Here is a 25,407-nt window from a genome sequence, read left to right on the forward strand (position 1 = left end):
CCGTCGAGTGGCTGGGCGGCCTCTAAGTCGCTGAGCGGATTAAGACTCATGAGCTACGTTTCTGCGCACGCCTCTCCTGAAGATAGCGCCCTTGCAGCGCCAGGATCTCAGACTTGCTGAGAACACCCTTTCTCTTGAGATTGACGAGCAGTTGCTCGATGCCATCCAACTCAACGACATCGCCAGTCATACGGGTAATGATCACGGCTATACGGCTCATGCCGTCAGGATCAGCAGTAACCTTGTGATCGTTAGCAAGTTTGCGGATTTGACTTGCAACACTGACAGCCGCTGTTTGGGTCATCGGAAGCGCTCAATTGGCAGTCGCATCATAGCGGGGCGCAGGTTTGAGGTGATCAGATAAACCGCGGGGTATTCTTCGCGAGCAGGCTCGCTCCCACAGGGGCTTGTGGTGATTCAGAGATACCGAGTTGGATTCATCGCGAGCAGGCTCACTCCTACAGGGTCTTGTGGTGAATCAGGTAGATCGGCGGGGGATTCTTCGCGAGCAAGCCCGCTCCCACATTAGACCGAGTGTGGGAGCGGTTTTTTTTAGGCCTGTGTGAATTGCGAAGCCAGTTCGCGCAGCAGCACTTCAGCCTCTAGAACTTTGCTGACCACGTCGTTGGCTTTGTCGCGGCTCAGGCCGACGCGTTCCAGCAGGGCGTCGGGGATGTCTTCATCCGGCCCGGAGCCAATCCCACGACTACGCAGCAAACGCACCGCCAAACACACGAGGTTCGGGTACTCGGCGTAGTCGCCGTCGTAGTGCGGGTCGTGCTGGAAGCGCAGGGCGGTGGCCAGTTCGTCGGGCATGTCCCAGTAGCGCATCAGCCATGAGCCGATCTGTTCGCGGCTGATGCCGAGCAGGTGTTGCTCGACGTAGCTGTGGCACAGGTGCTGGTTGACTTCCAGGTGACGGCAGATCAGCGAGAAGTGCGGCGGGAAGACGTGGGCCAGCAACAAGTAGCCGAAGTTGTGCAGCAGGCCGGCGAGGTAGGTCAGGCCGGCTTCCGGGCGCTGGGCCCGCGGCATGGCGCGGGTCAGGCCTTCGATGACGGCGGCGGTGTAGATCGATTGCTGCCAGTACGGCGTGGCGTGTTGCGGGTGGTCTTTGGGCAGGCTCAGGGTTTTGCCCAGAGCCAGGCCGAGCGCGAGGTTGATCACCAGGTCGAAACCCAGGACCCGCACAATCGCGTCTTCTACTGAACGAATCTTGCCCGGCGAGGCGTAGTACGGCGACGCGGCCCAGCTGACGACTTGCGCGGCCAGCGCCGGATCGGTTTCGACGACGCCGGTGATGTCGTCGATGGTGGCGTTGGGGTCGACGCGCAGTTTGATGATTTTCTGTGCGGTCTCGGCCAGCGGCGGAATCTCGATGGTCTCTTCCAGGCGTTGCTGGATGCGTCGCGCGGTGAACACTTGAACGGCCTGGGTGATTTCCTTGCGGTCATCGTCGGGACGGTCGAGGTTGGGGCGGATGCTGGTCAGGTTCTCGCCGAAGTTGGCGGCGCTGGCCTTGGTCAGCATGGTCTTGAAATCTTCGCTGGTGATTTCCAGCAGCAGGCCCGGCTCGCCCGAGTTGATCAGCAACTTCGGTTGGCGCAGCAGGCTTTCTTCGTACAGGCACGGCGAACTGGTCAACGCCGGCAGGCCGGGTAACAGGCTCAAGCTGTGTTTGCCGAGCATCTTCACCAAGCGTTCGGTGGGCACGGCAGTGAGGCGGCGGCCGGTCAGTTCAGCGAGGCGATTGAGGTCGAGCAATTGGCTTTGCGCAAACAGCACCATCAGCGCGCCGACGGCATCGTCCAGCAACACGGCCTGTACTTTGCGCGAGGCGTTCAAGCCGTGGTGGTCCAGCACTTCTTCGTAGGCAATGCCCAGCTTGCCCAGCAGCAACCGAATAACAGACGGAGCGTGCAGGGGTTCCGGGGCGAGGGCAGCTTCAGTCATGGTCTGTATCCGTATTCAAACAATTGCAGGAGTATAACCAGCTTGTTTAAAAGCATCGTCCACAAACTGCGACGGTGCTCACACTTGGCCGTATTGCTGCCCATGGCGCAGCCAGCGGTCGAGCAGCGGGCTGACGTGGTCCGGCCAGCGCTCCAGCAATGCCTGGGCGGCGTCGCGCACGGCGGGCAATAAATCGGCATCACGCATCAGGTCGGCGACCTTGAATTGCAGTAGGCCGGTCTGGCGCGTGCCGAGCATTTCGCCGGGGCCGCGCAGTTCGAGGTCCTTTTCGGCGATGACAAAACCGTCGTTGGTTTCACGCATGATACCGAGGCGTTGACGACCGATTTGCGACAGCGGCGGATGGTAAAGCAGCACGCAATGGCTGGCCGCGCTGCCTCGACCGACACGGCCACGCAACTGGTGCAATTGCGCGAGGCCGAGGCGTTCAGGGTTTTCGATGATCATCAGGCTGGCGTTCGGGACGTCGACGCCGACTTCGATCACGGTGGTCGCAACCAGCAGTTGCAGGTTGCCGGCCTTGAATTCGGCCATCACGGCGGCTTTTTCCACCGGCTTCATGCGGCCGTGGATCAGCCCGACCTTCAACTCGCCGAGGGCGGCGGTGAGGTCTTCGTAAGTGGTTTCGGCGGCCTGGCAGGTCAGCTCTTCTGACTCTTCAATCAGCGTGCACACCCAATAGGCCTGACGCCCTTCGGCACAGGCGCCGCGCACCCGTTCGATGACTTCAACGCGCCGGGTGTCGGTGATCAACACGGTGTTGACCGGGGTCCGGCCGGGCGGCAGTTCGTCGAGGATCGAGGTGTCGAGGTCGGCGTAGGCGCTCATGGCCAGCGTCCGCGGAATCGGTGTGGCGGTCATGATCAGTTGATGCGGACACATGCGCCCGCCGACACCTTTCTGTCGTAACGCCAGACGCTGCTGCACGCCGAAGCGGTGTTGTTCGTCGATGATCACCAGCGCGAGGTTCTTGAACTGCACTTCGTCTTGGAACAGCGCGTGGGTGCCGACCACCATCGGCGTGCCGCTGGCGATCTGTTCCAGCGCGGCGGCGCGGTTCTTGCCCTTGAGCTTGCCGGCCAGCCACGCGACTTCAATGCCCAGCGGTTCGAGCCAGCGCTTGAAGGTGATGAAGTGCTGCTCGGCGAGGATCTCGGTGGGCGCCATCAGCGCGACCTGGTAACCGGCCTCCAGCGCTTGGAGCGCGGCGAGGGCGGCGACCACGGTTTTACCGGCGCCAACGTCGCCCTGAATCAGCCGCAGCATCGGTTCGTGCTGGCTCAGGTCGTAGGCGATTTCGTTGCCGACCCGTTGCTGTGCGCCGGTCGGTGCGAAGCCCAGATTGGCCAGGTACTTGGCCGGGAGTTGGGTGGCTTTTGGCATGGCCGGTGCGCGCAGGGAACGCATGCTTTCCCGCAGCCGTTGCTGGGACAGTTGATGGGTCAGCAACTCTTCAAAGGCCAGGCGGTGCTGCGCCCAGTGATGGCCGAGGGCGAGTTCATCGACGTCGGCATCGGCAGGCGGGTGATGCAGGTAGCGGATCGCATCGGCCAGCGGCGCGAGTTGATAGTCACGAGCGAGTTCGGTCGGCAGCCAGTCGGGCAGGCTGGTCGGGCCGAGCATGGTCAGGGTTTGCATGCACAGTTGGCGCAAGCGCTGCTGGGTCAGGCCTTCGGTGAGCGGGTAGACCGGGGTCAGGGTTTCGTCCACCGGCGGTGGCTCGTCGCCGGTAATGGCGCGGTATTCCGGGTGGTAGATTTCCAGACCCGACGCACCGGGCCGCGCTTCGCCGTAGCAGCGAATCCGCGTGCCGCGTTTGAGGCCTTCTTTCTGGGCGTTGCTGAAATGGTAGAAGCGCAGACTGAGCCCGCCGGTGCCGTCCTGCAGACGCACGACGAGGCTGCGGCGACGGCCCATGACCACGTCGGCGCCGCTGACGGTGCCTTCGATCACGGCGTCCTGGCCGGGTCGCAAATGGCCAATCGGGACCACACGGGTGCGGTCCTGATAACGCAGCGGCAGGTGGAACAGCACGTCCTGGAGATTCTCCAGGCCGACCTTGGCCAGCTTCTCGGCCATGGCCTCGCCGACACCCTTGAGTGCCGTCACCGACACTTGCGACAACTCGGTCATGACAGCAACTTACGCCGCCACCACCGGCACGGACGGCTTGGCCACCGAGCACAGGCGAATGGAGTCAGCGAGGATTTCAATCGCCTTCGGCCGCGGGAAGCTGGCGCGCCAGGCGATGGCCACGGTGCGGAACGGCACCGGCGGCGTCAGTGGGCGCACTTCGATCACGCCGGGGGCGTAGTGATGGCTGTCGACGGCCGACAGCGGCAGGATCGAGATGCCGAGGCCGGAAGCGACCATGTGGCGAATGGTTTCCAGGGAGCTGGATTCCACCGTGGTGTGTTTGGCGCCGTCGTTGCCTTTGGTCAGGGTCGGGCAGGCTTCCAGCACTTGATCGCGGAAGCAGTGGCCTTCGCCGAGCAGCAGCAGGCTCTTGTCGTTGAGCAGGCTGGCGTCAATGGATTCTTTTTGCGTCCACGGGTGCTGGGCCGGCATCAGGACGTAGAACGGCTCGTCGTAGAGCTGCAAGGTCAGGACGTCGGCTTCGTTGAATGGCAGGGCGATGATGATCGCGTCGAGCTCGCCGTTGCGCAGTTTGTCGCGCAGCACGTGGGTGAAGTTTTCTTCGATGTACAACGGCATCTGCGGGGCGACCCGGTGCAGTTGCGGAATCAGGTGCGGGAACAGGTACGGGCCGACGGTGTAGATGGCGCCGACTTTCAGCGGGGCAGTCAGCTGGTTTTTACCGGCCTGGGCCAGTTCGCGGATGCCTTGGGCTTGTTCCAGGACTTTTTGCGCCTGGGCCACGATGCCTTCGCCGACCGGAGTCAGGCGCACGGCGCTCTTGCTGCGCTCGAAAATCAGCACACCGAGTTCGTCTTCAAGCTTTTTCACGCCCACCGACAGGGTCGGTTGACTGACGTGGCAACGCTCGGCCGCATGGCCGAAATGCTGCTCTTGGGCGAGGGTAACGATGTAGCGTAATTCTGTGAGAGTCATAGCAAGCGTCCATGAAGTTGCGCGCCAAGCATAACGGCTGCAATCGATAGACGCACGTTATCAGAGTGAGTGTGTTGAGTGACACTGGGTAATGCGTGTTTGCCGCTGGCAGATACGCGAAAGGCACCTTTCGGTGCCTTATCGCGGACATTCCTGCTGGGGGAGAACCCTGTGGGAGCGAGCTTGGCTCGGTATTGCTTCTAGCGGCGGCGTTTGTCTATGGAATACAGGAACGGGGCCGTGATTTCGATAGTGCCGTTGGTGAGCATGTCAGCCGGTGGCTTGGGCAGCGGCTGGGCGTCACGGATCATTTGCAAGGTGGCGCGGTCCAGATCGGAATTGCCGGAAGGGCTCTCCAGTTGGAATGACAACACATTCCCTTGCGCATCCACGACAAAGCGCAAACGGTTCACGCCTTCCTTGTTCCGCAGCCGTGCAGCGTCCGGGTATTTCTTGTGTTTGGCGAGGTGAGCGAGCAATTCGCTTTGCCAGCTGGCCTTGGCAGCCTGCTGCGCCGGCGATGGACCCGGTGCCGGTTGTGCGGATTGTTCGGTAGGCGCCTGAGTCGGTTGTGCGTCGCTCGGTTTAGCCTCGGACGGCTTTTCCTTCGGCGGCTCCGGCTTCTTTTCCACGGGCTTGGGCGGTTGCGGCTTGGGCTTGGGTTTGACCGGCTTGGGCACGGCAATCTCGGCTTTCGGCGCCTCAGCCAGTTTCGGGATCGGCAGTTCTTCCACCGGGGCCGGTGGCTGCGGCGGCGTGATGACCTTCGGCGGCGCGGGCGGTGGCGGCGCCGGGACCGGTGCCAGCTCAACCATCATGGCCTGCGGCGGCAGCTCAATCGGCGGGCGCGACGTCCAGTTCAGCGCCAGCGCGATGGCCAGTGCATGAACGCCCAGCACCACGGCCAGGCTCGCGCTGTAACGCGTCAGCTTATGGCGCGTCGTGATCATTTCTTGACTGCCGACTCGAGCCCGACCAGACCCACCTTCAGGTAACCGGCGGAGCGCAGGTTATCCATCACGCTCATCAGGTCGCCGTAATCCACGCCTTTGTCAGCCTGGAAGAAGATCGTTGTGTCTTTCTTGCCCTTTGTCTTGGCGTCCAGTGTGGCGCCGAGGGCTTCGGCCTTCACTTCTTCTTCGCCGAGGAACAGGCGCTGGTCAGCCTTGACGCTGAGGAACACTGGTTTTTCCGGACGTGGTGCCGGTTTGGCGGTGGAGGCGGGCAGGTCGACCTTGATGTCCACGGTGGCCAGCGGGGCGGCCACCATGAAGATAATCAACAGCACCAGCATCACGTCGATGAACGGCGTGACGTTGATTTCGTGGTTCTCGGCCAGATCGTCGTCTGCGCCTTCTCTCAAATGCAAGCCCATGGCTGATTACCCTACTTTGACCATGTGCGGTTGCGTGGAGCGCTCGGTGGTCGGCAGGTGATCGAGGTCACGGCTGACCAGCAGCAGGACTTCAGCCGAAGCGTCGGACACTTGAGCCTTGTAACCGGCAATGGAGCGGGCGAAGACGTTATAGATCACCACGGCCGGGATCGCTGCCACCAGACCCAGCGCGGTCGCCAGCAGGGCTTCGGCGATACCGGGCGCCACGACAGCGAGGTTGGTGGTCTGGGTTTTGGCGATGCCGATGAAGCTGTTCATGATGCCCCACACGGTGCCGAACAGACCCACGAACGGCGCGGTGGAACCGATGGTGGCGAGGACGCCGGTGCCGCTGCTCATGTTGCGACCGCACGCCGCTACCAGGCGCTCGAGACGGAAGGCAACACGTTCCTTGATGCCTTCTTTTTCGCGGCTGTTGACCGACAGGCGCATCTCTTCCAGGGCGTCATGCACCAACAGGTTGGCGAGGGTGCCTGCCTTGGTAGCGGTCGCGCTGGCTTCTTTAAGGGTGGTGGCTTTTTTCAGGTGGACGATTTCGCTGCGCAGACGACGCTTGGCGCCCATCAGTTCAAGGCCCTTGGCGATCCAGATGGTCCAGGTGATGATCGAAGCAATGGCCAGACCGATCATCACGATTTTCACGATAATATCGGCGTTCTGGTACATCCCCCACGGCGACAGGTCGTGGGCCATGCCCAGGGAGTTGTCGGCTTCGAGCACTTCAGGAACGTCCGCAGCGTCAACCGCCTGAGCCGGATCGGTCGCGGCTGGCGCGGCGACAGGGGGGGCGTGATCGGCGGGTGCAGGAGTCGCGGCGGCAGCCGGCTCGGCAGGTGCTTGTGCGTCAGCGAATGCGGCGGTCGGCGCGAGCATCAGGCTCAGCAGCAGAGCGGCCACTGCGCTCCAGGCGCGAGGTCGTTTGGTTGGCGAAGCGGAGAATTGATTGCGTGTCATGCTGGCCGGACCTGAGAGAAAAAGACGGTTAATGTTCTTCCAGGCCTCGCGAGGCCGAGAACAAAAGTGGCGTGCATTATTGCAATTAATTCTTGTTAACAAAAGTAATAGAGTCTCTTTTTTTCCTGCATTACTAGCCGCTCGTCTTGTGTCGGCGCTAGTCTGCGGCTTTCCGATAGGAGTTTTTCGATGTCCACACCCTCAGTTTTGATCGCCGGTTGCGGTGATGTCGGCAGTCGCCTGGCCACGCAATTGGTGGCTGGCGGGTGGGAGGTCCATGGCCTGAGACGTGACGTTTCACGCCTGCCCGAGGGCGTCATTGGCGTTGCCGGCGACTTGTTCAAAGAGGACTGTCCCGAGACCTGGCCTATCGGTGCGGTGGATTACCTGGTGTATTGCGCGGCGGCTACCGATCACGATGAAGCCGGTTATCGCGCTGCGTATGTGCAGGGCTTGGAGCATGTGCTGGAGTGGCTGAGCGACTACGGCCAAGTGCCAGAGCGACTGCTGTTTGTGTCCAGCAGCAGTGTGTATGGCCAGCAGGAGGGTGAATGGGTCGATGAGACTTCGCCGACCATTGCCACCGGCTATTCAGGTCGTTTGATGCTGGAGGCTGAGCGGGTGGCACTGCAAAGCGGCATCCCGGCGAGCATTCTGCGCTTGACCGGCATCTACGGGCCGGGCCGCGAATGGCTGCTGACACAGGTTCGTCGCGGTTATCGCGTGGCAGTCGATCCGCCGTTGTACGCCAACCGTATTCACGCCGACGATGCGGCGGGGTTGATGGCGTATTTGCTGGAAGCGGATCGTCGTGGTGTGGCGCTGGATGACATTTATATCGGCGTCGACGATGCGCCTGCACCGTTGGCCGAAGTGGTGGGCTGGTTGCGCGAGTATCTGGGCGTGACGGAGTGGGATGAAGACTCGAGCGTGCGGCGCACGGGCAGCAAGCGTTGCAGTAATGCGCGGGCCAAGGCTTTGGGTTGGACACCGAAGTACCCAAGCTATCGCGAAGGTTATGCCGCCATTCTCGAAGGCCGCAGCTGACTCCCAGTGGCCACAAAACTGTGGGAGCGACGGTGCGACCTGTTCGCGAAGGGGCCATAACATTCAACATTTCTGTTGGCTGTTAAACCGCTATCGCGAGCAGGTCGCACCGTCGCTCCCACATTTGATCTTCGTTGTAGCTGAGATCGGGTTACTGCTTTTCCAGCAACCATTTGCGGTCGCCCGGGGTGAACTGCGGCATTTCGTCAGCCTGTGCGGTGTTCACCGCCTGGAAGATTTCCAGCTCCTTGCCCTTGCGCGCAAAGATCCAGGTGTTGCCTTGGCCGTTCAGCTGCAGCCACATGTTGTCGTTGCCGCCGCTCATCGACGCGCAATCGCCCGCCAGGCACAAGGCATAGCGGTCTGCGCCGGGCAGGCCGGCCACCTGGCCATCAGCCTGGAATTGCACGGTATTGCCTTCGCCCTGACCGCTGACAATATTCCAGTTGCCACCCATGTACGCCGTATACAGCGCACGTTCGAAGGTCGCACCCACCGGCGCACCTTCCGGTACCTGGATCTGCGCGCGGTCGAAAACCTGGGCAGGTTCGTTATCGAGTGCCGCCTGGCGCAGTTGCTTGCCGTCGCGTTTCAGCTCACTGCCGGAACTGCCGTAAAACTCGATCTTCCAGGCGCCGGACTCTTCGCCCAGCAGCTTGCCGTCGACATTTTCAAAACCGTTGGTATAGCGGGCCTGACCGGCCTTGGTGTTGACGTCCCATTCCAGATTCGGGCCATAGGCCTGGAGCGCTTCGCGCAGGGGAGCGCCTTTGGCTGCAGTGTCAATCGCCACCTGATTGATCCAGGTGCCGCTGATGTCACGATCGGCAGGGTTGCTGGCACAACCGCCCAAGAGTAGGGCGACCAGCGAGAGGGCTAGCGCATGGCGCATGGTGGAATCCTTTCAAGACAAGATCGGCGCAGCCTTTAAGAGGGCTGCGCCGGACGCATTACTCGATGACCAGAATGGCATCCATCTCAACCTGCGAACCCTTTGGCAGGGCAGCCACGCCGATGGCGGCGCGGGCAGGGTAAGGCTGGTCAAAGTACTTGCCCATGATCTCGTTGACCTTGGCGAAGTGGCTCAGGTCGGTGAGGAAGATGTTCAGTTTGACGATGTCTTTGAACGAGCCACCGGCCGCTTCGGCCACGGCTTTGAGGTTCTCGAACACCTGGACAGTCTGGGCTTCGAAGCCTTCAACCAGTTCCATGGTTTTTGGGTCCAGAGGAATCTGACCCGACATGTAAACAGTGTTGCCAGCCTTGATCGCCTGGGAGTAAGTACCGATGGCAGCCGGGGCCTTGTCGCTGGTGATAACAGTCTTGGTCATGAATGACTCCTTGTAAGAGTGGGCTTTACGCACGCATGCGGGTGATGCGAATCACCCCGGTCAAGGCACGCAGTTTCTTGATCACGCGAGCCAGGTGCACGCGGTCGTGCACGCTGACCACCAGTTGGACCACGCTGATGCGACCATCGCGTTCGTCCATGCTGATTTTTTCGATATTGCCGTCGGCCGCGTTGACGCTGCTGGCCAGCAGGGCGATCAGGCCGCGCTGATGTTCCAGCTCGACGCGCAGCTCGACGTTGAATTCGCCGGTGACATCCTTGGCCCACGAGAGCTGGATGCATTTTTCCGGGTTGTGGCGGATTTCGCTGATATTGCGGCAGTTGTCCAGGTGCACCACCATGCCTTTGCCTGCGGACAGGTGGCCGACAATCGGGTCGCCCGGGATCGGCGTGCAGCACTTGGCGTAACTGAGGACCAGACCTTCGGTGCCGCGAATCGCCAGCGGGCCTTCCGGGCTTGGCAACTGTTCGCCTTCGCCAAGCAGGCGGCGGGCGACCACGTACGCCATGCGATTGCCCAGGCCGATGTCTTCCAGCAGGTCTTCGATCAGTTCGAGGCGGTACTCGGCAAGCATCGCCGTAACACGCTCTGGCTGGATTTTTTCCAGCGAACTGTCGAAGCCGTTCAGCACCTTGTTCAGCAGGCGTTCGCCGAGGCTGATGGATTCGGAGCGGCGTTGCAGTTTCAGTGCATGGCGGATGTGTGTCCGCGCCTTGCCAGTGACCACGAAGTTGAGCCACGCCGGGTTCGGCCGCGCACCGGGAGCGCTGACGATCTCGACCGTGGAGCCGCTTTGCAGCGGTTCGGACAGCGGTGCGAGACGACGATTGATCCGGCAGGCGATGCAGCTGTTGCCCACGTCGGTGTGCACCGCGTAAGCGAAGTCGACCGCCGTGGAGCCTTTGGGCAGCTCCATGATCCGGCCTTTGGGCGTGAACACGTAGACCTCGTCCGGGAACAGGTCGATCTTCACGCTTTCGATGAATTCCAGCGAGTTGCCGGCGCGTTGCTGCATTTCCAGCACGCCTTTGACCCACTGGCGGGCGCGGGCATGCGTGCCTTTTGGCTGCTCGTCGCCGCTGGATTTGTACAGCCAGTGGGCGGCGATGCCGTTGTTGGCCATCTCTTCCATTTCACGGGTGCGGATCTGGATCTCGATCGGAACGCCGTGCATGCCGAACAACGTGGTGTGCAACGACTGATAGCCGTTGGCCTTGGGGATCGCGATGTAGTCCTTGAAGCGACCCGGCAACGGCTTGTACAAATTATGCACAGCACCCAGCACGCGGTAGCAGGTGTCGACCTTGTCGACGATGATCCTGAACGCATAGACGTCCATGATCTCGTTGAAGGCCCGACGCTTGCCGCGCATTTTCTTGTAGATGCCGTAGAGGTGTTTCTGGCGACCGCTGACCTCGCCCTGAATGCCGTCGACGGCCAGGCAGTGGCTGAGGGACTCTTCGATCTTGTTGACGATTTCCTTGCGGTTGCCCCGGGCGCGCTTGACGGCCTGGTTGATCCGCGCGGAACGCATCGGGTGCATGGCCTTGAAGCCGAGGTCTTCGAATTCTATGCGGATGGCGTGCATGCCCAGCCGGTTGGCAATGGGCGCATAGATTTCCAGGGTTTCCTTGGCGATCCGCCGGCGCTTTTCACCGGACAGGACTTCCAGCGTGCGCATGTTGTGCAGGCGGTCGGCGAGCTTGACCAGGATCACGCGAATGTCGCGCGCCATGGCCATGGCCATTTTCTGGAAGTTTTCGGCCTGGGCTTCGGCTTTGGTCTCGAAGTTCATCTGGGTCAGTTTGCTGACCCCGTCGACCAGTTCGGCCACGGTTTCACCGAACTGCGCTTGCAGCGCTTCTTTGGCAATACCGGTGTCTTCGATCACGTCATGCAGCATCGCAGCCATCAGGCTCTGATGGTCCATGTGCATGTCGGCAAGAATATTCGCCACGGCAAGAGGGTGCGTGACGTACGCCTCACCGCTACGGCGGCGTTGACCGTCGTGAGCTTGTTCGGCGTAGAAGTACGCTCGGCGAACCAGGTTGACCTGGTCCTTGCCGAGGTAGGTCGATAAGCGATCGGCGAGGGCGTCTATGCTCGGCATGATAACTCCTGCCGTTCGCTGTGACCCCGCGCCGTGCTACGTCGACCAGGCATAGGCTTAGACGGCCTCGTTGGACTCGTCCTCGAACGCTGCGAACAGCGGTTCGTCTTCGACGATTTCAGCGTTGGCGATGAACTCGTAGCTCATCAGGCCTTCAGCGATTTCACGCAGCGCTACAACGGTAGGCTTGTCGTTTTCCCACTGTACCAGTGGCTCTTTGCCGCCGGTGGCCAGTTGACGGGCACGCTTGGTGGACAGCATGACCAGTTCAAAACGGTTTTCCACGTGGTTCAGGCAGTCTTCAACGGTTACGCGGGCCATGGTATTCCTCGGAGCGAATGCAATATGCGCGCTGCCCGGGTGGGCGAGCGGACTGAACAGTTTAAAAAATCACCAGCGATTAGGGAAGCGCTGATTTTTTGACCAAGCCCTTCAACGCGCTGCAAGTACCAATGTAAAGCCCTTGCAGCGGTTTTGGGAAGTGCTGTTTAGCCGAGCAATTCAGCCAGCAGCATGCCGAAACGCACCTGTTGGCGCTTCTGTTGCAATTGATTGGCACGGAAAATCGCCTTCAGGTCATCCAGCGCGTGGGAGAAATCGTCATTGATGATCAGGTAGTCGTACTCGACATAGTGGCTCATTTCGTTGACGGCTTCGCGCATCCGGCCGGCAATGATCTCGTCGCTGTCTTGGCCACGGTTGGTCAGGCGCTGGTGCAAGGCTTGCAGCGATGGCGGCAGAATGAAGATCGAGCGCGCCTGGGGCATCAGCTTGCGCACTTGTTCTGCGCCTTGCCAGTCGATTTCCAGAATCAGGTCATGGCCTTCGTCCAGCGTCTGCTGCAGATGGCTTTGCGAGGTGCCGTAGAAGTTGCCGAATACTTCGGCGCGCTCCAGGAAATCACCGTGCTCGCCCATTTTCACAAAGGCTTCGCGGGTCACGAAGTGATAGTTCACGCCGTCCACTTCACCCGGACGCATGGCGCGGGTGGTGTGGGAAATCGATACGCGAATCTCCGGGTTGGTGTCGGTCAGAGCCTTGACCAGGGTGCTCTTGCCCGCGCCCGAAGGGGCGGAAATGATGTACAGGGTGCCGGTGCTGTGGGTCATGTCGGGTTTGCCTTACTCAATATTCTGCACTTGTTCGCGCATCTGCTCGATCAACACTTTGAGGTTGACCGCCGCTTGGGTGCTGCGCGGGTCGAAGGCTTTGGAGCCCAGTGTGTTGGCTTCGCGGTTGAGCTCCTGCATCAGGAAGTCCAGGCGCCGACCAGCAGCGCCGCCGGATTTGAGCACCCGGCGAACTTCGATGATGTGAGTGCTCAGGCGATCCAGTTCTTCGGCGACGTCGCTCTTTTGCGCGAGCATGACCATTTCCTGCTCCAGACGCTGCGGGTCGAGGTCGGCCTTCATGTCGGCGAAGCGGTCGAGGACTTTCTGGCGCTGGGTGGCGAGCATCTGCGGGACCAGTTCGCGCAGGGTGACGACGTCTTCCTCAATGGAGGTCAGGCGATCGTTGATCAACCGCGCCAACTCCGCGCCTTCGCGCTCGCGACCGGCCTTGAGTTCTTTCAGGCCTTCGTTGAACAGCGCCAATGCTTCGGCATTCAAGGCTTGCGGGTCGGTGGCGTCGCCTACCAGCACGCCAGGCCACGCCAGCACTTCCAGCGGGTTGAGCGCCGCAGGGTTCTTGATCAGGCTGGCAATCGTCTCGGCAGCGGCGACCAATTGCGCGGCGCGCTCGCGGTCCACTTGCAGTGGTTTGTCGGTGTTTTCTTCGGTGAAGCGCAGGGTGCATTCAAGCTTGCCCCGGGAGATGCCTTGACGCAGGGCCTCGCGGACCGCGCCTTCGAGATCCCGAAAGGATTCCGGCAGGCGCAAGTGCGGCTCCAGGTAGCGGCTGTTGACCGAGCGCAGTTCCCAGCTCAGGGTGCCTTGGGTGCCGGCTTTTTCTACGCGGGCGAAGGCGGTCATGCTGTGCACCATGGAGGTACCTCGCAAGTCGGGTTTGCGTTACCAAAGGTTTCGCGGACCCGATATCTGTGAATTAAAGCCGACAGGCAGCAAAGGCGCAGGATTGTAGCGCAGTGGGGCAGATGCGCCCAAACACACGGTGTGACAAAGGGCTGCAGGCCGTCGGTAAAGCGCTGTTCAGGGCCTTCGGTCGTCGGGCGGATTTTTTAGAAGTGCCCACTCGTGGCCTGCCGCTCTATAATGCTCCGCAGTTTTCCGTCCCCCGTACAGGTATTCCCTATGAAACGTCCAAGTGGTCGCGCTGCCGATCAGCTCCGCTCGATCCGCATTACCCGCAACTACACCAAACACGCCGAGGGTTCTGTGCTGGTCGAGTTCGGTGATACCAAAGTCATCTGCACCGTCAGCGTCGAAAACGGCGTGCCGCGTTTCCTCAAAGGCCAGGGCCAGGGCTGGTTGACCGCCGAATACGGCATGCTGCCGCGCGCCACTGGCGAGCGTAACCAGCGTGAAGCGAGCCGTGGCAAGCAAGGCGGCCGTACCCTGGAAATCCAGCGTCTGATCGGTCGTTCCCTGCGCGCTTCGCTGGACATGTCCAAGCTGGGCGATGTGACCCTGTACGTCGACTGCGACGTGATCCAGGCTGACGGTGGCACTCGCACCGCGTCCATCACCGGCGCCATGGTTGCACTGGTCGATGCCTTGAAAGTGATCAAGAAACGCGGCGGCCTGAAAGGCGGCGACCCGTTGAAGCAAATGATCGCGGCCGTTTCCGTGGGCATGTACCAGGGCGAACCTGTGCTCGACCTCGACTATCTGGAAGACTCGGCTGCCGAGACCGACCTGAACGTGGTGATGACCAGCACTGGCGGTTTCATTGAAGTTCAGGGCACTGCCGAAGGCGCACCGTTCCAGCCTGAAGAGCTGAACGCTATGCTGGAACTGGCGAAGAAAGGCATGACTGAAATCTTCGAGCTGCAAAAAGCTGCACTGGCCGACTGATCGGACCCGCTTCAACCAAGGAGGACGTTATGAGTGATGAGCAAGAGCTGCTTCCCATCCCGAGCAAAGAGGCTCGACAGTGGGCGATGTTTTGTCACTTGTCCGCCTTGCTGGGGATCTGGATTCCGTTTGGCACGTTGATCGGCCCGCTGATTCTCTGGCAGATGAAGCGTGAGATGGACCCGTTTGTCGATGCACAGGGCAAGGAGGCGCTGAACTTTCAGATCACCGTCGCCATTGCCTCGGCCATCTGCTTTTTGCTGATGGTGGTGATTATCGGGTTCTTCATGTTCGGTCTGGTGGCGATTGGCGCGTTGGTGCTGACAATCATTGCGGGCGTGAAGGCTAACGAAGGGTTCCCTTACCGTTACCCATTCACCTGGCGGTTGATCAAATAACGACCAGCGCTGATTTTCCCCTGTGGGAGTGAGCCTGCTCGCGATTGCGGTCTGACATCAGAGTTCATGTCGCCTGACACGCCGCTATCGCGAGCAGGCTCACTCCTACAGAAAAAGCCAAAAATCAGCGCGCACAAAAAAGCCGACAGTGATGTCGGCTTTTTTGCATCTGCGAATTCACGCTTAGATAGTCAGCGTCCAGTCGTAGTCCACGATCAGCGGTGCATGCTGCGAGAACCGTGGCTGACGTGGCAGGCGCGCGCTACGAACAAAGCGGCGCAGGCCCGGGGTCAGCAACTGGTAGTCGAAACGCCAGCCCAGGTTGAGCATCTCCGCCTGTTCGTTGTCCGGCCACCAGCTGTACTGGTCGCCTTCACGGCTGACTTCACGCAGGGCATCAACATACCCCATGTTGCCGACAATCTCGTCCATCCAGGCACGTTCAGGTGCCAGGAAGCCCGGGGATTGCTGGCTGTCGCGCCAGTTCTTGATATCCAGCTTCTGTTGCGCCACGTACAGCGAGCCACAGTAAATGTACTCGCGACGTTTGCGTCGCTGTTTATCCAGATAACGGGCGAAGTCGTCCATTAGCTTGAACTTCTGGTTCAAGTCTTCATCGCCATTCTGCCCCGAAGGGAGCAGCAAGGTCGCGATGCTGACCTTGTCGAAATCGGCTTGCAGGTAACGCCCGTAGCGGTCGGCCGTCTCGAAGCCGAGACCGCTGATGACTGCCTTCGGTTGCAACCGCGAATACAAAGCCACGCCACCCTGGGCAGGAACTTCGGCTTCGCAGGCATAAAGGAAGTAGCCATCCAGTTGGAAGGCTGGATCGTCCAGTTCAAAGGCGGAGGCGCGGGTGTCCTGCAGGCAGATGACGTCGGCATTCTGTGCTTGCAGCCAACTGAGCAAACCACGCTCGACTGCAGCCTGAATACCATTGACGTTCACACTGATGATCCGCATAAATGGCCCCAAAAATCGCGTGCGTGTATGATACACGGCGTCAACCTAATTAGCTAAATCCGTGGTATTTGGGGTTTTTTTCATGCAAGCGTATCAGCGCGATTTCATTCGTTTTGCCATCGATCGCGGCGTTTTGCGCTTCGGTGAGTTCACCCTGAAGTCCGGGCGCACCAGTCCTTACTTCTTCAACGCTGGCCTGTTCAACACGGGTTCGGCCCTTGCGCAGCTGGGTCGTTTCTACGCGGCAGCCATCGTCGAGAGCGGTATTTCGTTCGACGTACTGTTTGGCCCGGCCTACAAAGGCATCCCGTTGGCGGCAACCACGGCAGTGGCCCTGGCTGAACACCATGACCGTGACCTGCCATGGTGCTTCAACCGCAAAGAGGCCAAGGCCCACGGCGAAGGCGGCAGCCTGGTCGGCGCACCGCTGACCGGCGACGTGCTGATCATCGACGACGTGATCACCGCCGGCACCGCGATTCGTGAAGTGATGCAGATCATCGCTTCCCAGGATGGCGCCAAGGCCAAGGGCGTGCTGATCGCCCTGAACCGTCAGGAGCGTGGCAACGGTGAGTTGTCGGCGATTCAGGAAGTGGAGCGTGATTTCGGGATTCCGGTGATCAGCATCGTTTCGCTGAACCAGGTGCTGGAGTTCCTGGCTGACGATCCGCAGCTCAAGCAGCATTTGCCTGCCGTAGAAGCCTACCGCGCCCAATTCGGCGTGTAACCCCGTCCCTTTGTGGGGGCGAGCCTTTGTGGCGAGGGAGCTTGCTCCCGCCGGGCTGCGTAGCAGACCCAAGAATTTTGTGAGTGCTGCGCACTCAAGCGGGAGCAAGCTCCCTCGCCACAAAAGATGATATGCCGCAGGGATCGCAGGCAAAAAAAGACCCCGCTCAGCCTGGCTGAGCGGGGTCTTTTTGTATGTGCCGCTTAAGGACGCTTGCGATTACTGATCAGCGTACCCACACCGGTATCGGTGAAGATTTCCAGCAGAATCGCATTCGGCACCCGGCCATCAATGATCAACGAGCTGCCGACGCCGCCCTGAACCGCTTCCAGCGCGCAACGGATCTTCGGCAGCATGCCGCCGTAGATCGTGCCGTCAGCGATCAGCTCGTCGACCTGCTGGGTGGTCAGGCCGGTCAGCACGGTGCCCGACTTGTCCATCAGGCCAGCGATGTTGGTCAGCAGCATCAGCTTCTCGGCTTTCAGCGCCTCGGCGACTTTACCGGCCACCAGGTCGGCGTTGATGTTGTACGACTCGCCGTTCTCGCCAACGCCGATTGGCGCGATCACCGGAATGAAGTTGCCTTTCACTAACAGGTTCAGCAGCTCGGTGTTGATCCCGACCACTTCGCCCACCTGACCGATGTCGATGATTTCCGGTTGGGTCATCTCCGGGGTCTGGCGGGTGACGGTCAGTTTCTTCGCGCGAATCAGCCCGGCGTCTTTACCGGTCAGGCCGATGGCGCTGCCGCCGTGACGGTTGATCAGGTTGACGATGCTTTTGTTGACCTGACCGCCGAGAACCATTTCCACCACGTCCATGGTCGCGGCGTCAGTGACGCGCATGCCGTCGACAAAATGGCTCTCGATCGACAAGCGCTTGAGCAGGTCGCCGATTTGCGGGCCGCCGCCGTGAACCACGACCGGGTTGATGCCCACGGCCTTCATCAAGACGATGTCGCGGGCGAAGCCGGTTTTCAGCTCCTCGCTTTCCATCGCGTTGCCGCCGTATTTGATCACCAGCGTCTTGCCGACATAGCGGCGAATGTAAGGCAGCGCTTCGGACAGGACCTTGGCGGTGTTGGCGGCGGCTTCGCGTTCGAGGGTCATTCAGGGCTCCGGGTGCTTCGTTAAATCAAAACGGTAATTGGAGATCAGGTGCAACACGTTTCAGCTGGGTGTGGAACACGTCCTTGATGCGCTGCAATTCAGCCTCATCATCGGCCTCGAAACGCAGCACCAGCACCGGTGTGGTGTTGGAGGCGCGCACCAGGCCCCAGCCTTTGGCGTAGTCGACTCGCACGCCGTCGATGGTGGTCAGGTCAGCGCCTTCGCCCCACTTCGCATCGTGCAGTGCATCAATGATGCTGAATTTGCTCTCTTCGGTCACATGGATATTGATTTCCGGCGTAGAAATATCGTTCGGGAAGGTCGCAAACAGCTCTTCCGCGGTGGATTTTTCTTTGCTGAGGATCTCCAGCAGACGCGCGGCGCTGTAAATGCCGTCGTCGAAGCCGAACCAGCGTTCCTTGAAGAAAATGTGCCCGCTCATTTCGCCGGCCAGCAACGCGCCGGATTGTTTCATTTTCTTTTTGATCAACGAGTGACCGGTCTTCCACATTAGCGGCCGACCGCCATATTCCTTGATCAGCGGAACCAGGCGGCGGGTGCATTTGACGTCGAAGATGATCTCCGCGTCCGGGTTGCGCGCCAACACGTCGCGGGCGAACAGCATCAGCAGGCGGTCCGGGTAGACGATGCTGCCGGTGTTGGTCACGACGCCAACGCGGTCGCCGTCGCCGTCGAAGGCCAGGCCGAGGTCGGCGTTGGTTTCCTTGACCTTGGCGATCAGGTCGACAAGGTTTTCAGGCTTGCCCGGGTCCGGGTGGTGGTTCGGGAAGTTGCCGTCGACGTCGCAGAACAGCGGAATGACTTCGCAGTTCAGCGCTTCGATCAACTGCGGGGCGATCACGCCGGCCGCACCGTTGCCGCAGTCGACCACGACTTTTAGGCGACGGGCCAGTTTGATGTCCTGGACGATTTCGGTGTTGTAGCGGTCGAGGATCTCGACCTTGGTCACGCTGCCCTTGCCGCTGCTCAGGTTGTGGGTCTTGAGGCGGTCGTGCAGGGCCTGGATCTGTTCGTTGGCCAAGGTGTCGCCGGCGATGACGATCTTGAAGCCGTTGTAATTCGACGGGTTGTGGCTGCCGGTGAGCATCACGCCCGATTTGCCGGCCAATACGTTGGCGGCGTAGTACAGCGCCGGCGTCGGCACCAGGCCGACGTCGCTGACGTGGCAACCGGCATCGGCCAGGCCTTTGATCAGTTGTTCGACCAGCTCCGGGCCGGACAGGCGGCCGTCGCGACCCACGGAAACGTTCGGTTCGTCCTGAGCCAGGCTTTGGGCGCCGATGGCGCGGCCGAGCCAGTAAGCGGTTTCAGCGTTCAAGAACTCCGGGACGGTGCCGCGAATGTCGTACGCACGGAAGATGCTGTCGGGAAACTTGGGGGCGACTTGGGCGGGGGTGTTCATCTGTAGGAATGCTCCATCTCGAAAGTGGCTGTACCTGCCTGCGACAAATGCATCGGCCGGCTCAAACTGAAGGGTATGACGGCGTTTTCCGCGGAGAGTTCGTGGTGCGAAAAGGCCATGCCACCGGGAGTAGCGGAACCTGGGACGGCCAATGCCTTGATTTTCGGCGGTAAACCTTCCAGATGAACGTTGTAATTCAGTGCCAAACCAGTGGGAGCGAGCAAGCTCGCTCCCACTGGTTTTCTATCGGATCAATGGCTGCCGGAATGTCCGAAACCGCCCGTGCCGCGCTGGGTTTCGACGAACTCTTCAACCATCTCGAAATGCGCTTGAACCACGGGCACCAGCACCAATTGAGCGAGGCGCTCGCCAACGACCATGGTGAATTCGGTCTGGCCACGGTTCCAGCAGGACACCATCAACGGGCCCTGGTAATCGGAGTCGATCAAGCCGACCAGGTTGCCCAGCACGATGCCGTGCTTATGGCCCAGGCCAGAACGCGGCAGAATCAGTGCCGCCAGGCCCGGATCGCCGATGTAGACCGACAGGCCGGTCGGAATCAGCACGGTTTCACCCGGCTTGATCACGATGTCTTTTTCCAGCATGGCGCGCAGGTCGAGGCCGGCGGAGCCTGGGGTGGCGTATTGCGGCAGCGGGAATTCGGTTCCGATGCGAGGGTCGAGGATCTTGGCTTGCAAAGCGTGCATGTAAATTAAACCTGGTTCAGACGTTCGGCGATAAAAGTGATCAGCTGGCGAGCAATCTTGCTCTTGCTGGTCTGGGCGAAAAGTGTGGCGTGTAGCTCGCGGTCGATCACGCTGCAGGCGTTTTCTTCGCTGTTGAAGCCAATGCTCGGGTTGGCGACATCGTTGGCAACGATCAAATCGAGGTTCTTGTCTTTCAACTTGCGCGCAGCGTAGTCGAGCAGGTGTTCGGTTTCAGCGGCGAAACCGACACTGAACGGACGGTCAGGGCGTGTGGCGATGGTGGCCAGGATGTCCGGGTTACGCACCATCTGTAGCAACAAGCCGTCGCCGTTCGTAGGGTCTTTCTTGAGTTTCTGTGGGGCGACAACTTCCGGGCGGTAGTCCGCGACCGCTGCCGAGGCGATGAACAGGTCGCAAGGGATCGCAGCTTCGCAGGCGGCGAGCATGTCGCGGGCACTGACCACGTCGATGCGCGTCACGCGATCCGGTGTTGGCAGGTGCACCGGACCGGTGATCAGGGTCACGCGGGCGCCGGCCTCTACCGCGGCTTCGGCCAGGGCAAAGCCCATTTTTCCGGAGCTGTGGTTGGTGATGTAGCGCACCGGATCGATGTTTTCCTGGGTCGGGCCGGCGGTGATCAGCACGTGTTTGCCGGTCAACGCTTTGCGCTGGAAGCAGTCCGCCGCGCATTGGGCGAGTTCGACGGCTTCGAGCATGCGCCCCAGGCCGACGTCGCCACAGGCCTGGCTGCCGGAGGCCGGGCCGAAGGCCTTGATGTCGCGGCTTTCGAGGGTTTGCAGGTTGGCCTGGGTTGCCGGGTCGCGCCACATGGCCTGGTTCATCGCCGGAGCAACGGCCACCACGGCGTCAGTGGCCAGCACCAACGTGGTCAGCAGATCGTCGGCAATGCCTTGGGCCAGGCGGGCGATCAGGTCCGCGGTGGCAGGGGCGATCAGCACCATGTCGGCCCATTTGGCCAGCTCGATGTGGCCCATGGCAGCTTCAGCCGCCGGGTCCAGCAGGTCGAGGTGGACGGGGTGGCCGGACAAGGCCTGCATGGTCAGCGGGGTGATGAACTCGCTGCCGCCACGGGTCATGACCACGCGCACTTCGGCGCCCTGGTCGATCAGGCGGCGAACCAGGTCAGCGCTCTTGTAGGCAGCAATGCCGCCGCCGACGCCCAGAACGATGCGTTTCCGATACAGCCGCTGCATAGGTCTGCCTTTCATTTCGTTGATGACAGCATGGCGAGACCCCCTCCCCAGGGATGAAATCGCCAGCAAAAAAGATGGGCTACGATATCACAGCGACCGCTATGGAACAGCGGCGCCCACATACAGGGAAGGTGCTATGAGTATTCGTGATTGGCCGGCGGCGGAGCGGCCGCGGGAGAAGCTGTTGGAGCATGGCTCGGCGAAACTGTCGGACGCCGAGTTGCTGGCGATTTTTCTACGAACCGGTGTATCCGGTAAAAGCGCAGTGGATCTGGCGCGACACCTGTTGAGTCAATTTGGCAGCCTGCGCAGACTGCTGGAAGCGGATTTGCGCACCTTCAGTGGGGAGCTCGGACTCGGCCCAGCAAAGTACGCGCAGTTGCAGGCCGTGCTGGAAATGGGGCGCAGGCATCTGGCCGAGCGGTTGCGTCACACCTCGGTACTTGAGAATCCGCTGGCCGTGCGTGAGTACCTCAAGTCGATGTTGCGTCATGAGCCACATGAGGTGTTTGGCTGTCTGTTTCTGGATTCCAAACACCGAGTACTGGCGTTCGAAGCGCTGTTTCGCGGCTCAATCGACAATACCAGCGTCTATCCACGGCAAGTGGTCAAACGGGCTCTGGCGCACAATGCCGCGGCTCTGATCCTGTGCCACAACCATCCGTCGGGCAATCCTGATCCGAGTCAGGCTGATCGGTTGCTGACCAAACGCCTGCAAGAGGCGCTGGAGCTGGTTGATGTGCGGGTGCTCGACCATTTCATCATCGGCGACGGCGATCCGCTGTCGATGGCTGAGTATGGGTGGATGTGAGCGAGGGATTCGACGCTAAGTGAGTCCCTGTGGGAGCAGGCTTGCCCGCGATGACGTCGGCACATTCAACAGTTGTCGCCTGAAAGTCCGCTATCGCGGGCAAGCGCGCTCCCAAAGATTTTGTGTGGGTGCTTATGGCTTGAGGACTACCTTCGAATAGTCCTGACGACCGAACGGGCTGACCGAGTAACCCCCCACCTCTTTGCGCGTCAACGCGAAAGCCGTCGGGTGAGCCAGTGGCAGCCACAACGCCTGCTGCTGGATCTGCGCCTGCGCCTGTTCATAGAGCTTGGTGCGCACACCTTGCTCGCCGGTGGTCTTGCCGGCGCTGATGAGCTTGTCCAGGTCCTGATTGCAATAACGGGCGAAGTTGGTGCCGGACTTGACCGCTGCGCAGGAAAACTGCGGCGTGAGGAAGTTGTCCGGATCACCGTTGTCGCCGGCCCAGCCCATAAACAGAAGGTCATGCTCGCCGGCCTTGGCGCGACGGATCAGTTCGCCCCATTCGATCACCCGGATTTCGGCTTGAATGCCGATTTCCGCGAGGTCGGATTGAAGCAACTGCGCGCCAAGGCTTGGGTTGGGGTTCAGCAAACTGCCGGAAGGACGGGTCCAGATGGTGGTCTGGAAACCGTCTTTCAGCCCGGCCTTGACCATCAAGGCCTTGGCTTTCGCTACGTCGTGCGGGTAGCCCGGCAGGCCTTTGGCGTAACTCCAGGTATTCGGTGGGTACGGGCCATTGGCTGGCTCGGCGGTGTCCTCGAACACCGCTTTGATGTAATTGGCCTTGTCGAACGCAAGGTTGATCGCCTGGCGCACTTCCGGTTTGTCCAGCGGTGGATGCTGGCTGTTGATGCCCACAAATGCGGTCATGAAGGCGTCAGTCTTTTCCACTTTCAATGTCGGCTCTTTCAGCGCGGCCTGTACGTCCAGTGGCTTGGGCGACAGGGCGATCTGGCATTCATTACGACGCAATTTCTGCAGTCGCACGTTGGCATCCGGTGTGATCGCGAAGATCAGCGGGTCCACCGACGGCTTGCCGCCGAAGTAGTCCGGGTTGGCCTTGTAGCGAATCGAGGCGTCTTTCTGAAAGCGCGTGAACACGAACGGGCCGGTGCCGATGGGCTGGCTGTTGAGCTTCTCTGCAGCGCCGGCCTTCATCAGCTTGTCGGCGTACTCGGCGGAATAGATCGAGGCGAAGCCCATGCTCAGAGTGGCCAGGAACGTCGAGTCCGGGTGATCGAGGGTGAAACGCACGGTCAACGGGTCCAGCGCGTCGATCTTCTTGATCAGCGTGGGCAATTGCATCGATTGCGCGTGCGGGAAACCGCTCTGGGCGACCTTGTGCCACGGGTTGGCCGGATCGAGCATGCGCTCGAAGCTAAAAATCACGTCTTCGGCGGTCAGGTCGCGCGTCGGGCTGAAGTAGTCGGTGCGGTGGAATTTCACCTGCGGATGCAGTTTGAACACGTACGTCAGGCCGTCGGGCGTGACTTCCCAGCTGTCCGCCAGGCTGGCGACCACTTTGCCGCTGGCCGTGTCGAAGTCCACCAGGCGGTTCATCAGCACGTCGGCCGAGGCGTTGGTGGTGGTCAGCGAGTTGTATTGCACCACGTCGAACCCTTCGGGGCTGGCCTCGGTGCAGACGCTAAGCGCCGCGGCATGGGCCAGTGGGCTCAGCAGGAGAGGGGCGAGCAACAGGGGTAGGGCAGCGAGGCGCATGGTCGGATTCCTTTACAGATCGAAGGCCCATCTGCAAGTGCAGTCTGGAAAAGGCTTACCCTAGTGGGCTCTTTTGCAAATGACTATCCCCTTTTTCATTTTAAGGGGAGTATGTGCGATTGTTTTCAGTGCGCACCGGCTGAGAAGAACCCTGGGTTGGCCGGTTGGCCGATTCTCTGCGACGAGCGGTCTTTCGCAACGATAGCCTTTATCCAAGGCGCTTGTGGCCCGAAAAACCGGGTTTTTATTTAGTCTGTGCACACGGAATGTTGTTGCTCTTCAGTCTTTCTGGTATAAAGCAGCGCTCTTTTCTAGGGGCCCGGTTCCTTCACTGTAGGTGTAGCCGGTAAGACCTCTAAAGAAACGCGGCGCCTGGCGCCAAATGACTGAGAGATTAAGCGGCCAACCCATGCCGGGTTGGGCATGTGGTTTTAGAGGGCTGAGGCATGTCGAGAGTATGTCAAGTTACCGGTAAGGGTCCGGTGACTGGGAATAACATTTCCCACGCAAACAACAAAACCCGTCGTCGTTTCCTGCCGAACCTGCAGCATCACCGCTTCTGGGTTGAAGAAGAGAAACGTTTCGTGCGTCTGCGCGTATCTGCCAAAGGCATGCGTATTATCGACAAGCGTGGCATCACTGTCGTGCTGGCCGAAATCCGCAAAGCCGGCAAGATCTAAGGGAGCTAATCATGCGTGAATTGATTCGTTTGATTTCGAGCGCCGGTACTGGTCACTTCTACACTACCGACAAGAACAAGCGTACTACCCCGGACAAAATCGAGATCAAGAAATTTGATCCGGTTGTTCGCAAGCACGTGATCTACAAAGAAGGCAAAATCAAGTAATTGATTTTTCTCTCTTACGAAAAAGGCCCGTATCGCGAGATACGGGCCTTTTTTGTTGCCTCAGGAAAGCCTCAAGCCTTCTGCTCAAACGCCACATAAATCTTGCGGCACGGCTCCAGTACTTCCCAGGTGCCCCGGAAGCCGGCAGGAATCACGAAGCGGTCACCCGCGCGCAGGGTTTTGCTGTTGCCATCGTTGTCGCGCAGCACCGAAACCCCTTGAACGATTTCGCAGTACTCGTGTTCGGTGAAGTTCACCGTCCATTGCCCGACTTCGCCTTCCCAAACACCAGCATTCAACTGCCCGCACGGGCTGTTGTAATGGTTGTACACCGCTTGCTCGGGATCGCCCTTGAGGACTTTCGCCGGGTCCGGCCGATAGCGCTCGGGCGCGGTCGTGGCCTGGCTGAAGTCGACGACATCCTGGATATTCATTGTTGTAATTTCCCGTGATTGCCTGAAAAGTCCAAAGTCTATGTTTATTAAAATGAACATCGCAAGGCCGTTTGCCGGCCTTATGTCAAATATATTGAAACATGAGGGGTGGCTGGTTTAGGGTGGCAGTTGCCTTGGGCCGAAAAAGCAGGCTGGCCGGGCAGAATTCCTG

At 60.4% G+C, this 25,407-nt stretch carries 26 protein-coding genes and 1 pseudogene; 7 read left to right on the forward strand and 20 right to left on the reverse strand.

The window, feature by feature from the left end; translation table 11 throughout:
* Positions 1 to 46: 46 nt before the first annotated feature.
* The 7 genes from SB725_RS01350 to exbB form a co-directional block, all read right to left on the reverse strand.
* On the reverse strand, positions 47 to 304 hold the full coding sequence (locus SB725_RS01350; RefSeq protein ID WP_059181949.1) for a hypothetical protein: 258 nt from the start codon (positions 302 to 304) through the stop codon (positions 47 to 49).
* Positions 305 to 552: 248 nt separating this feature from the next.
* Positions 553 to 1,953 carry an aminoacyl-tRNA deacylase and HDOD domain-containing protein gene (locus tag SB725_RS01355; RefSeq protein ID WP_027926339.1) on the reverse strand — a complete coding sequence of 467 codons (1,401 nt, stop codon included), beginning with the start codon at positions 1,951 to 1,953 and terminating at the stop codon, positions 553 to 555.
* Positions 1,954 to 2,031: 78 nt separating this feature from the next.
* Positions 2,032 to 4,107: an ATP-dependent DNA helicase RecG gene (recG, locus tag SB725_RS01360; protein ID WP_410921183.1), complete on the reverse strand. Its 2,076-nt coding sequence runs from the start codon at positions 4,105 to 4,107 to the stop codon at positions 2,032 to 2,034.
* 9 nt (positions 4,108 to 4,116) lie between these two features.
* On the reverse strand, positions 4,117 to 5,046 hold the full coding sequence (locus SB725_RS01365) for a hydrogen peroxide-inducible genes activator (protein WP_027926341.1): 930 nt from the start codon (positions 5,044 to 5,046) through the stop codon (positions 4,117 to 4,119).
* Positions 5,047 to 5,246: 200 nt separating this feature from the next.
* On the reverse strand, positions 5,247 to 5,996 hold the full coding sequence (locus SB725_RS01370) for an energy transducer TonB (RefSeq protein ID WP_310262518.1): 750 nt from the start codon (positions 5,994 to 5,996) through the stop codon (positions 5,247 to 5,249).
* A complete protein-coding gene (gene exbD / locus SB725_RS01375) occupies positions 5,993 to 6,421 on the reverse strand; it encodes a TonB system transport protein ExbD (protein ID WP_027926343.1) in 429 nt (142 codons plus the stop codon). Before exbD ends, SB725_RS01370 begins: the two co-directional genes overlap by 4 nt.
* A gap of 6 nt (positions 6,422 to 6,427) precedes the next feature.
* Entirely contained in the window at positions 6,428 to 7,396 is a 969-nt protein-coding gene (gene exbB, locus SB725_RS01380) for a tonB-system energizer ExbB (protein WP_410921184.1), read from the reverse strand.
* A gap of 189 nt (positions 7,397 to 7,585) precedes the next feature.
* Here exbB and SB725_RS01385 point away from each other — a divergent pair, with 189 nt between their 5' ends.
* Complete coding sequence (locus tag SB725_RS01385; protein ID WP_059181953.1) at positions 7,586 to 8,443, forward strand: SDR family oxidoreductase; 858 nt, start codon at positions 7,586 to 7,588, stop codon at positions 8,441 to 8,443.
* A 151-nt stretch (positions 8,444 to 8,594) separates the two neighbouring features.
* On the opposite strand, the gene SB725_RS01390 is transcribed toward SB725_RS01385, so the two are convergent.
* The 6 genes from SB725_RS01390 to SB725_RS01415 all read right to left on the reverse strand — a co-directional run bounded on the left by SB725_RS01390 (position 8,595) and on the right by SB725_RS01415 (position 13,890).
* A complete protein-coding gene (locus SB725_RS01390; protein WP_027926346.1) occupies positions 8,595 to 9,335 on the reverse strand; it encodes a hypothetical protein in 741 nt (246 codons plus the stop codon).
* A 58-nt stretch (positions 9,336 to 9,393) separates the two neighbouring features.
* Positions 9,394 to 9,774 (reverse strand): RidA family protein, encoded by a 381-nt coding sequence (locus tag SB725_RS01395; RefSeq protein WP_003229509.1) that lies wholly within the window; start codon positions 9,772 to 9,774, stop codon positions 9,394 to 9,396.
* 25 nt (positions 9,775 to 9,799) lie between these two features.
* Positions 9,800 to 11,905: a bifunctional GTP diphosphokinase/guanosine-3',5'-bis pyrophosphate 3'-pyrophosphohydrolase gene (gene spoT, locus SB725_RS01400; RefSeq protein WP_027926347.1), complete on the reverse strand. Its 2,106-nt coding sequence runs from the start codon at positions 11,903 to 11,905 to the stop codon at positions 9,800 to 9,802.
* 57 nt (positions 11,906 to 11,962) lie between these two features.
* Positions 11,963 to 12,226, reverse strand: a complete 264-nt coding sequence (rpoZ, locus tag SB725_RS01405) for a DNA-directed RNA polymerase subunit omega (RefSeq protein ID WP_007894670.1) — start codon at positions 12,224 to 12,226, stop codon at positions 11,963 to 11,965.
* A gap of 167 nt (positions 12,227 to 12,393) precedes the next feature.
* Positions 12,394 to 13,014: a guanylate kinase gene (gene gmk / locus SB725_RS01410; protein WP_410921186.1), complete on the reverse strand. Its 621-nt coding sequence runs from the start codon at positions 13,012 to 13,014 to the stop codon at positions 12,394 to 12,396.
* A 12-nt stretch (positions 13,015 to 13,026) separates the two neighbouring features.
* Positions 13,027 to 13,890, reverse strand: coding sequence for a YicC/YloC family endoribonuclease (locus SB725_RS01415; protein ID WP_027926349.1), 864 nt, complete (start codon positions 13,888 to 13,890; stop codon positions 13,027 to 13,029).
* 267 nt (positions 13,891 to 14,157) lie between these two features.
* Here SB725_RS01415 and rph point away from each other — a divergent pair, with 267 nt between their 5' ends.
* Both rph and SB725_RS01425 read left to right on the forward strand, forming a co-directional pair.
* Positions 14,158 to 14,880: a ribonuclease PH gene (gene rph / locus SB725_RS01420; RefSeq protein ID WP_010465211.1), complete on the forward strand. Its 723-nt coding sequence runs from the start codon at positions 14,158 to 14,160 to the stop codon at positions 14,878 to 14,880.
* A gap of 29 nt (positions 14,881 to 14,909) precedes the next feature.
* A complete protein-coding gene (locus SB725_RS01425; RefSeq protein WP_027926350.1) occupies positions 14,910 to 15,278 on the forward strand; it encodes a DUF4870 domain-containing protein in 369 nt (122 codons plus the stop codon).
* A gap of 183 nt (positions 15,279 to 15,461) precedes the next feature.
* Here the strand turns inward: SB725_RS01425 and SB725_RS01430 are convergent, their stop codons facing one another.
* On the reverse strand, positions 15,462 to 16,241 hold the full coding sequence (locus SB725_RS01430) for an exodeoxyribonuclease III (RefSeq protein WP_007934608.1): 780 nt from the start codon (positions 16,239 to 16,241) through the stop codon (positions 15,462 to 15,464).
* A gap of 82 nt (positions 16,242 to 16,323) precedes the next feature.
* On the opposite strand from SB725_RS01430, the gene pyrE reads away from it, so the two are divergent.
* Entirely contained in the window at positions 16,324 to 16,968 is a 645-nt protein-coding gene (gene pyrE / locus SB725_RS01435) for an orotate phosphoribosyltransferase (protein ID WP_027926351.1), read from the forward strand.
* A 203-nt stretch (positions 16,969 to 17,171) separates the two neighbouring features.
* On the opposite strand, the gene argB is transcribed toward pyrE, so the two are convergent.
* The 4 genes and pseudogenes from argB to coaBC all read right to left on the reverse strand — a co-directional run bounded on the left by argB (position 17,172) and on the right by coaBC (position 21,421).
* Positions 17,172 to 18,077: an acetylglutamate kinase gene (gene argB / locus SB725_RS01440; RefSeq protein ID WP_027926352.1), complete on the reverse strand. Its 906-nt coding sequence runs from the start codon at positions 18,075 to 18,077 to the stop codon at positions 17,172 to 17,174.
* Between the two features lie 25 nt (positions 18,078 to 18,102).
* Positions 18,103 to 19,479 (reverse strand): annotated as a pseudogene (locus SB725_RS01445) (phosphomannomutase/phosphoglucomutase); the annotation flags it as partial.
* 272 nt (positions 19,480 to 19,751) lie between these two features.
* The gene (gene dut, locus SB725_RS01450) at positions 19,752 to 20,207 is read right to left on the reverse strand and encodes a dUTP diphosphatase (RefSeq protein ID WP_027926354.1); all 456 of its coding nucleotides are present in this window, start codon (positions 20,205 to 20,207) and stop codon (positions 19,752 to 19,754) included.
* Between the two features lie 5 nt (positions 20,208 to 20,212).
* Positions 20,213 to 21,421 carry a bifunctional phosphopantothenoylcysteine decarboxylase/phosphopantothenate--cysteine ligase CoaBC gene (coaBC, locus tag SB725_RS01455; RefSeq protein WP_027926355.1) on the reverse strand — a complete coding sequence of 403 codons (1,209 nt, stop codon included), beginning with the start codon at positions 21,419 to 21,421 and terminating at the stop codon, positions 20,213 to 20,215.
* 136 nt (positions 21,422 to 21,557) lie between these two features.
* On the opposite strand from coaBC, the gene radC reads away from it, so the two are divergent.
* Positions 21,558 to 22,232, forward strand: coding sequence for a RadC family protein (gene radC, locus SB725_RS01460; protein WP_027926356.1), 675 nt, complete (start codon positions 21,558 to 21,560; stop codon positions 22,230 to 22,232).
* A gap of 132 nt (positions 22,233 to 22,364) precedes the next feature.
* Here radC and SB725_RS01465 read toward each other — a convergent pair whose 3' ends face one another.
* Complete coding sequence (locus SB725_RS01465; protein ID WP_027926357.1) at positions 22,365 to 23,954, reverse strand: ABC transporter substrate-binding protein; 1,590 nt, start codon at positions 23,952 to 23,954, stop codon at positions 22,365 to 22,367.
* 446 nt (positions 23,955 to 24,400) lie between these two features.
* On the opposite strand from SB725_RS01465, the gene rpmB reads away from it, so the two are divergent.
* Together rpmB and rpmG are read left to right on the forward strand one after the other, a co-directional pair.
* Positions 24,401 to 24,634, forward strand: coding sequence for a 50S ribosomal protein L28 (gene rpmB, locus SB725_RS01470; protein WP_007894701.1), 234 nt, complete (start codon positions 24,401 to 24,403; stop codon positions 24,632 to 24,634).
* An 11-nt stretch (positions 24,635 to 24,645) separates the two neighbouring features.
* Entirely contained in the window at positions 24,646 to 24,801 is a 156-nt protein-coding gene (gene rpmG / locus SB725_RS01475; protein WP_007894709.1) for a 50S ribosomal protein L33, read from the forward strand.
* Between the two features lie 71 nt (positions 24,802 to 24,872).
* Here rpmG and SB725_RS01480 read toward each other — a convergent pair whose 3' ends face one another.
* Positions 24,873 to 25,235 (reverse strand): cupin domain-containing protein, encoded by a 363-nt coding sequence (locus tag SB725_RS01480; protein WP_027926358.1) that lies wholly within the window; start codon positions 25,233 to 25,235, stop codon positions 24,873 to 24,875.
* Positions 25,236 to 25,407 lie beyond the last annotated feature (172 nt).

Origin of the sequence: Pseudomonas sp. SIMBA_041 (assembly GCF_046535095.1) — a bacterium.
Taxonomy (GTDB): domain Bacteria; phylum Pseudomonadota; class Gammaproteobacteria; order Pseudomonadales; family Pseudomonadaceae; genus Aquipseudomonas; species Aquipseudomonas mucoides.